The following is a 1,492-nucleotide window of genomic DNA, read 5'->3' as shown; positions in this document are numbered from 1 at the left end:
CCCGTTCCATCATCATCGGTTTGTGCTCTTTTTCTTTTCGGACCGGACTTATTTGTTTTGACTGGGCACCTCGCTTTCTTTTTCATTGAAATCTCGGTGCACCAACAAAACGCTAAACTTTGACGGCGGTTACGGTGGCATTTTGGCCGATCGTGCTATCATCAACTTCCTTTTTCCATTGATAGTTTCTGGTCGTTTAGCCGCCGCAAGTTAGCTCGTCGTTCTCATCTGCATGAGGCGCTATCTCAAACTGGCTTTTTGGGATGTGAAGTAAGAAAGAAAATTGAAAATTCAAAGGACTCTGCTTTGGCAGGCGTTTGGTTCTTTCTTTCGGAAAAATCCAGCAACCATGAAAAGAATCCGCCTTTCAGGGTGGTTTGCATGAATAAAGGCCTTTTCAGGTATGAAAGGCTGCAAAATTAACCGGGACTCATTTTCAAACAAGTTCGAAAATGAGAACAAAACAATAAAGCGGACCGGGAATAGCTGTGTCATTATTAAGCGATGTCGCTTGCCGGCGATAAAACCTTAAGTGACTGTTTCACAATACATTCCCGGCCGCTTATTTCTTCGTTATAAGCACAGGATCATGAATACACCTACCCCATATGAAAAATTTCATTGGAACTTTTTCAATTTCCTTTCTCGAAGGATCCTGGGTATTGCGTTTATTGTTGTGCCTTTGTTTATGCTTTTAACGGTCTTCTTAGATACAGAAAAAGAATGGTACTCCGGAAGCACTAGGGGAATGATGCTTTTTCTGATGCCTCTAACAATTCTATTAGGATATTTTTTAATGAAATCTAAGCCATATTACCCCAAAAAATATCATGAGTATTTTAGGAGTATCGGGAAAATAACGTGATTGTGAATGGGAAATGGTTTTCGAAAATAACTTTAGATTATAACAATGCACTCCATGGGAAACCAGGGCCGGGCGCATTTGGTAAATAGTTTTAGTCTGAAAATCATCAGTTATTTAAACGTTCAGTGGAAACCCTGGTTTCCCATGAGCGCAAGCGTTATGTGTTCTATTAATAATTGGAACAATTTATGGAAATTGAAGAATTTATTGGTCCTATAATTCTTTTGTTAATTGTTTATCTATCATTGAGTGTAAATATCAGAACCAGAAGACTAATTAAAGAATGGGCTCGTGAAAGAACCTACGAGATCGTAAAAATAAAAATGAAACTTTGGTATTGGTTTATTCCTTGGTTGTGTGGAGGTATACATCCGGGCAACTTCAGAGTCATTGTTCGATCTAAAGGTAATAAAGTAATAGAGTATCAGATTACCGGCGGTGGATTGTTCCTTTTGAGCAATAAAATTGAGGTATCAAAAATTAAATAAATTTAAACATAACCACTGCTTACACACTCGACCGGGCGGGTCTTGGCATTTTTTGGTAAGCCTGAGATTTTATTTATTTCAAAGCTTTTTGAACAATTTCACTGGCTATCCCGCCCGGCCTGTGAAGCAAGCGTTAAAT

2 protein-coding genes are annotated in these 1,492 nt (G+C 38.7%); one reads left to right on the top strand and one right to left on the bottom strand.

Annotation, left to right across the window (positions count from 1 at the left end; genetic code table 11):
- Nucleotides 1-245 precede the first annotated feature (245 nt).
- Nucleotides 246-383 (bottom strand): hypothetical protein, encoded by a 138-nt coding sequence (locus JCM12296_RS39490; protein WP_157068194.1) that lies wholly within the window; start codon nucleotides 381-383, stop codon nucleotides 246-248.
- Between the two features lie 670 nt (nucleotides 384-1,053).
- Here JCM12296_RS39490 and JCM12296_RS34755 point away from each other — a divergent pair.
- Nucleotides 1,054-1,353: a hypothetical protein gene (locus JCM12296_RS34755; protein ID WP_054702752.1), complete on the top strand. Its 300-nt coding sequence runs from the start codon at nucleotides 1,054-1,056 to the stop codon at nucleotides 1,351-1,353.
- Nucleotides 1,354-1,492: the final 139 nt, after the last annotated feature.

Origin of the sequence: Desulfosarcina cetonica JCM 12296 (assembly GCF_001311845.1) — a bacterium.
GTDB classification, from domain to species: Bacteria; Desulfobacterota; Desulfobacteria; order Desulfobacterales; family Desulfosarcinaceae; genus Desulfosarcina; species Desulfosarcina cetonica.
Note: the sequence above shows the minus strand (reverse complement) of the source record. Positions and strands in the feature narration are given on the sequence as shown.

Bases quoted from the DNA above. Each gene is read 5' to 3' on its own strand.
- JCM12296_RS39490 (WP_157068194.1), bottom strand. From the start codon at position 383: ATGCAAACCACCCTGAAAGGCGGATTCTTTTCATGGTTGCTGGATTTT.
- JCM12296_RS34755 (WP_054702752.1), top strand. From the start codon at position 1,054: ATGGAAATTGAAGAATTTATTGGTCCTATAATTCTTTTGTTAATTGTT.